We start from the raw sequence: 5,177 nt of genomic DNA, 5'->3' as shown, positions 1-5,177 counted from the left end.
ATTCAGGATGACGAGCAAACTGAGGATGACGAGTAGAAAAAAAATATAATAATAAAAAACATGACTGAAGATAAGTTAAACTCATCAGCAGATAATTCTAGAAGAAACTTTATTAAAACCAGCGCGCTTGCAGCCGCTGGTTTTATGATCGTGCCCCGACATGTATTGGGAGGAAAAGGATTTTTAGCGCCGAGCGATCGTTTACAGGTTGCCGGCGTTGGTGTTGGTGGAAAAGGTGAAAGTGATATAGCGAATATTTATAAAGGTGGTAAATCTGATATTGCATTTTTATGTGATGTTGATGATAGAAGGGCCGCTGGTTCTGTTAAGAGATTTCCGAAGGCGAAGTATTATAAAGACTATCGCCAGATGCTTGACAAGGAATCGAAAAACATTGATGGTGTTGTAGTTTCTACACCAGATCATAATCATGCTATGATAGCCCTGGCTGCAATGCAGCTTGGTAAACATGTTTATGTTCAGAAGCCTTTAACACATGATATTTATGAAGCACGTGTATTAACTGAAGCGGCAAAACGCTATCAGGTAGTTACACAAATGGGTAATCAGGGTGCTTCTGGTGACGGAGTAAGGCAATTGAAGGATTGGTGCGAGGCTGGTTTAATAGGTAAGGTACATACCGTATACTGCTGGACTGACCGCCCTGTTTGGCCTCAGGGAATTTCGTGGCCTGCTACTAATGGTGTTGTTCCTAAAGAATTGGATTGGGATTTGTGGTTGGGCAGTGCCCCATATAAGCCTTATATAGACAAAATGGTTCCGTTTAACTGGAGAGGCTGGTGGGATTATGGTACAGGTGCAATTGGCGATATGGGTTGTCACCTTGTAGAACCTCCATTTAGCATTTTAGGTCTTGATACGCCTCTTGATGTTCAATGCAGTGTGGGTAGTGTGTATGTGGATGAATTTAAGAGGGGGTATTTCCCTGAAAGTTGTCCGCCATCAAGTCACGTGATCATGACCTTTAAGGGAACGAAAAGAACGAAAGGTGATTTACAGCTTCACTGGATGGACGGTGGTATTAAGCCCGTGCGTCCGGTAGAGTTAGGACCTAATGAGGCATTTGGCGATAATGGTGTATTGTTTGAAGGAACCAAAGGAAAAATGATCTGTGATGTTTATGGATCTAACCCGAGATTGCTGCCTTTATCAAGGAATGAGCATGATCATACTAAACAGAAAACCCCTAGGGTACCAGGTGGTGAAGATGGCCATTATACACAATGGGCCGAAGCTGCGATTGCAGGTTATGGAAAGATAGAATTAAGTTCTCCTTTTGAAATTGCAGGACCGCTTACAGAAACGCTATTAATAGCAAACCTGGCCATTAGAGGAACCGATGTTCAGCGGAGAAATGCTGATGGTGGAATCAGTTATCCAGGCAGAGACATTAAACTGATCTGGGATAAAGCGAATCTTAAGGTTACTAACTTTGATGAGGTGAACCAATTTGTTAAACGTAATTATCGTGCAGGATGGAGTTTGGGAGTGTAAATTTGCGTGTTCTGGTTGTTGGATGCGGTAACATGGGTAAATCTCATGCTATGGCCTATCACACCTTAGACGGCTTTGAAATATGTGGAATTGTATCGACCGGTAACAGTAAGGTTGTTGTAAATGAAAAGCTGGGTGGAGGTTATCGGCTGTTCAGTGATTTTTATGAGGCGCTTGAGGCTACAAAGCCTGATGCAGTTTGCATTTCTACTTATCCGGATACTCATGAGGCTTTTGCCGTTAAAGCACTGGAGAGCGGCTGCCACGTATTTATAGAGAAGCCTCTGGCGGATTCTGTAGAAGGTGCGGAGCGTGTTGCTGAAGCTGCGAGAAAGGCCGGTAAGAAACTGGTTGTTGGTTATATATTGCGTTATCACCCTTCATGGGAGAAGTTTATTGAACTTTCGCAGCAAATGGGTAAACCACTGGTAATGCGGATGAACCTGAATCAGCAAAGCCATGGTTCGAAATGGACCGTACACCGTAACCTGATGAAAAGTTTAAGCCCCATAGTAGACTGTGCGGTGCATTATATTGATGTGATGTGCCAGATGACCAGATCAAGGCCTGTTCAGGTAAGTGCTATTGGTGCCCGGCTTACCGATGAAATACCTGAATGGAATTACAATTACGGGCAACTTCAAATTCGTTTTGAGGATGGTTCAGTTGGCTGGTACGAAGCAGGCTGGGGCCCAATGGTTAGTGAAACAGCCTTTTTTATTAAAGATGTTTTTGGCCCGAAGGGCGCGGTATCTATAGTTGCCAAAGAAGCATCGAAATCAGGAAAATCAGATTCAATTGATTCACATACTAAAACAGAATCAATAAAAGTACATTATGCTGATCTGGATAAAGATGATGAGTTTGCCAGGACCGATGAGTGGGTTGATCTTAAAGATGAACCGGATCATCAGGAACTATGTAATCGTGAGCAACGCTTTTTTCTGAGAGCTATTCAGGAAGATCTGGACCTTACTGATGCAACTGAAGATGCGGTTAATAGTTTAAGGATTGCATTTGCCTGTGATGAATCGGTGAGGACAGGGCAAATGGTGGTGTTGTAGTCATTTTTATTAACAATGGGAATAGGATGTGGAAAAAATGATTAGAGATTATGAAACATTGATTTGGTGCAAATCCAATAATTATTACCTTTAGAGCGTTATATCAAATATTTTTAAAATCTTAACTTAAGAAAAACATGGAAAAATTTTCAAAACTTAAACAACTTATTGCTGGAATCGAAGCAGATGCAGACAAATTTTATAATTCAGGTAATGGCGCAGCCGGTACTAGAGTTCGTAAAGCAATGCAGGATCTAAAAGGACTTGCTCAAGAGATCCGTACTGAGGTTACTGAGAAGAAAAATGCTAAATAGTATTATTTGAATTATACGAAAGGCCTGCAAGAGATTGCGGGCCTTTTTTTGTTTTATGCCATCGTCATTCTGACCTCGAAGAAGCTGCGAGGTCAGGATGACGTGGTGGTGATAGCGACGTGCAAATGTGAAAATATTTACTGCCCAGGCAACCTTGTTGTTTCTTACTCCGTACTAGGAGATATAAGTTCATTAAAACTTAAATAAGGCAGTAGCTCAATTAAATATGAATAGGATAAGAAAAATAACCCGATTGTTGGTGGTACTCATGCTGCTGCATTTTAGTGCCGGGGCGCAGAACTTTGTGAGCAAAAATATTAGAATAGGCTTATTCTCATCTACACCGCTAGAGGATATAAGGGCTGTAAGCGATAACGGTAATGCTGTTCTTGTTGCCAAAACCAGAGAAATAGTTGTGCAGCTAGCCGTTAAGACGCTTGAGTTTGACAGAAAGCTTATGCAGGAGCATTTCAACGAAAATTATATAGAGAGTGACAAATATCCTTATGCAAAATTTAAAGGGGTGATAGACCAGCCAGTGGATTTTACCAAAGATGGTAATTATGCTGTAACGGTTACAGGTATTCTTTCTGTACATGGAGTAGATAAGAAACGAACAATTCCAGGAAAAGTAACCGTAACCAATGGGGTTGTACAAATCAGTACAGAATTTAAAGTTGCCTGTGTGGATCATGATATTAAAATACCAAAGCTGGTGTTTACCAAGATTGCTGAGTTTATTACGATAAAAGCTGAAGGTAAGTTCAATTCATTAAAATAACCAAACCCATGAATAAGATTAAATATTTACTGATTTCCTTTTCGCTTTTTACACTGCATGCTCGAGCTCAGGAAGCGGACTCATTGTTAAAAGCCCTGGACAGCGGGGGTGTAGCTACTACTGTAGATGCCGCCTTTAAGTCAACACATGTAGTTTTATCTCACTCAAGTGAAACTCAAAAGAAACATGATCTGGATCTCAGGATCCGTCACCATTTTGGTGATATAGGCGGACGTTTTGGAAGTGCACACACTTTATACGGCCTGGATGTTGCAACAGATTTGTTTATTGGATTGGATTATGGGGTTACCGATGATTTTACTGTTGCAATAGGAAGAAGTAAGCAAGACGAACTTTTCAACTTTTCGGGTAAGTACAAGCTGCTAAAACAGAAGAGTAATAGTTCGATGCCGATTAATATGACCCTCTTTGCCCAGCTTGGCTGGATTGCCAGGGAGCCATTTAATGATGGCGAGTTTGGACAATATAGTGACAGATTCTCTTATTTCTTTCAATCTATTATATCACGTAAGTTTTCATCGCGCCTCTCTCTTGAGGTAATGCCAGGGTTTTTAGTGCGAAATAATATTGAGGATAGCGGTGATTCCAAAAACCTGTTTTCCCTTGGTTTTGCGGGAAGAATGAAAATTACTAAACGACTTTCTTTTATTGCCGATTACACTGTTGTAAATGGATTATCGAGACCCAAAGATTTAACGGAAACTTATTACAATCCATTTGGTGTTGGTTTGGAAATAGAAACCGGAGGGCATATTTTCTCTTTAAACTTCATGAATTCGGAGTATATAGTGGAAAATAATTTCATTCCAAATACTAAAAAATCGTGGAGCAAAGGCGGGGTTCGTTTTGGCTTCACTATATCAAGAAACTTTACCCTGTTTAAGTCAAAAAATCAGGATCCGGACAAGAAATCAAAAATTTACTAAACTAAAATCAAAAACTATGGAACGTGACGAATTTATCAAATCATTAGGGCTTGGCCTTGCATTGGTTTGCACAGGAACATGCCTTTCGAGCTGTGGAAAAAGTGGAAATGATGGTCCTGACGACAAACCTGATCCAGGACCAGGAAATAATACTGCCACAGTAGATCTTTCAACTCAACTAAAGGCTGTGGGTGACCAGGCGAAAGTAAATGGCGTATTGTTTTTTAGGATAGCTGATGGAAATACTGCTGCAGCATTTGTAGCAACAGAATCTATTTGTCCGCATCAGGGAGGTAGCTTGGTATGGAAACAGGCAGATAATAAAATACAATGTCAGTTGCACTTTTCTGAATACGCTACCAATGGATCCGTACTTCAGGGACCACAAGGTACGACCGGAAATACAAGAACGCTGAAAATTTATAGCACAGCTATTAGCGGAAGCAAACTTACAGCTACCATTGCATAGTAATTATCCCTTTTAGTAGCTTCATTTCTTTTAATGAAAATATTTATTTAGATTTCTTGATAATGTTGGTACGATATATGTAAATTG

At 40.4% G+C, this 5,177-nt stretch carries 6 protein-coding genes; all 6 read left to right on the top strand.

Going from position 1 to position 5,177, the window contains the following annotated elements:
• Window positions 1-60: 60 nt before the first annotated feature.
• The 6 genes from AC1DG9_RS22880 to AC1DG9_RS22855 all read left to right on the top strand — a co-directional run bounded on the left by AC1DG9_RS22880 (window position 61) and on the right by AC1DG9_RS22855 (window position 5,090).
• On the top strand, window positions 61-1,515 hold the full coding sequence (locus AC1DG9_RS22880; RefSeq protein ID WP_172660280.1) for a Gfo/Idh/MocA family protein: 1,455 nt from the start codon (window positions 61-63) through the stop codon (window positions 1,513-1,515).
• Window positions 1,497-2,579 carry a Gfo/Idh/MocA family protein gene (locus AC1DG9_RS22875; RefSeq protein WP_172660281.1) on the top strand — a complete coding sequence of 361 codons (1,083 nt, stop codon included), beginning with the start codon at window positions 1,497-1,499 and terminating at the stop codon, window positions 2,577-2,579. Before AC1DG9_RS22880 ends, AC1DG9_RS22875 begins: the two co-directional genes overlap by 19 nt.
• Window positions 2,580-2,716: 137 nt before the next feature.
• Complete coding sequence (locus AC1DG9_RS22870) at window positions 2,717-2,893, top strand: hypothetical protein (protein WP_048906218.1); 177 nt, start codon at window positions 2,717-2,719, stop codon at window positions 2,891-2,893.
• Window positions 2,894-3,119: 226 nt separating this feature from the next.
• Entirely contained in the window at window positions 3,120-3,674 is a 555-nt protein-coding gene (locus AC1DG9_RS22865) for a YceI family protein (RefSeq protein WP_172660282.1), read from the top strand.
• Between the two features lie 8 nt (window positions 3,675-3,682).
• On the top strand, window positions 3,683-4,621 hold the full coding sequence (locus tag AC1DG9_RS22860; protein WP_172660283.1) for a DUF5777 family beta-barrel protein: 939 nt from the start codon (window positions 3,683-3,685) through the stop codon (window positions 4,619-4,621).
• A 16-nt stretch (window positions 4,622-4,637) separates the two neighbouring features.
• Window positions 4,638-5,090 (top strand): QcrA and Rieske domain-containing protein, encoded by a 453-nt coding sequence (locus AC1DG9_RS22855; protein WP_172660284.1) that lies wholly within the window; start codon window positions 4,638-4,640, stop codon window positions 5,088-5,090.
• Window positions 5,091-5,177 lie beyond the last annotated feature (87 nt).

The sequence above is a fragment of the Pedobacter sp. 05L430 genome (assembly GCF_056397585.1).
This window is presented reverse-complemented; position numbering and strand designations above follow the sequence as displayed.

What these genes read in the sequence shown, in the direction of transcription:
- AC1DG9_RS22880 (WP_172660280.1), top strand. Translation starts at nt 61, where the DNA reads ATGACTGAAGATAAGTTAAACTCATCAGCAGATAATTCTAGAAGAAAC.
- AC1DG9_RS22875 (WP_172660281.1), top strand. Translation starts at nt 1,497, where the DNA reads ATGGAGTTTGGGAGTGTAAATTTGCGTGTTCTGGTTGTTGGATGCGGT.
- AC1DG9_RS22860 (WP_172660283.1), top strand. Translation starts at nt 3,683, where the DNA reads ATGAATAAGATTAAATATTTACTGATTTCCTTTTCGCTTTTTACACTG.
- AC1DG9_RS22870 (WP_048906218.1), top strand. Translation starts at nt 2,717, where the DNA reads ATGGAAAAATTTTCAAAACTTAAACAACTTATTGCTGGAATCGAAGCA.
- AC1DG9_RS22855 (WP_172660284.1), top strand. Translation starts at nt 4,638, where the DNA reads ATGGAACGTGACGAATTTATCAAATCATTAGGGCTTGGCCTTGCATTG.
- AC1DG9_RS22865 (WP_172660282.1), top strand. Translation starts at nt 3,120, where the DNA reads ATGAATAGGATAAGAAAAATAACCCGATTGTTGGTGGTACTCATGCTG.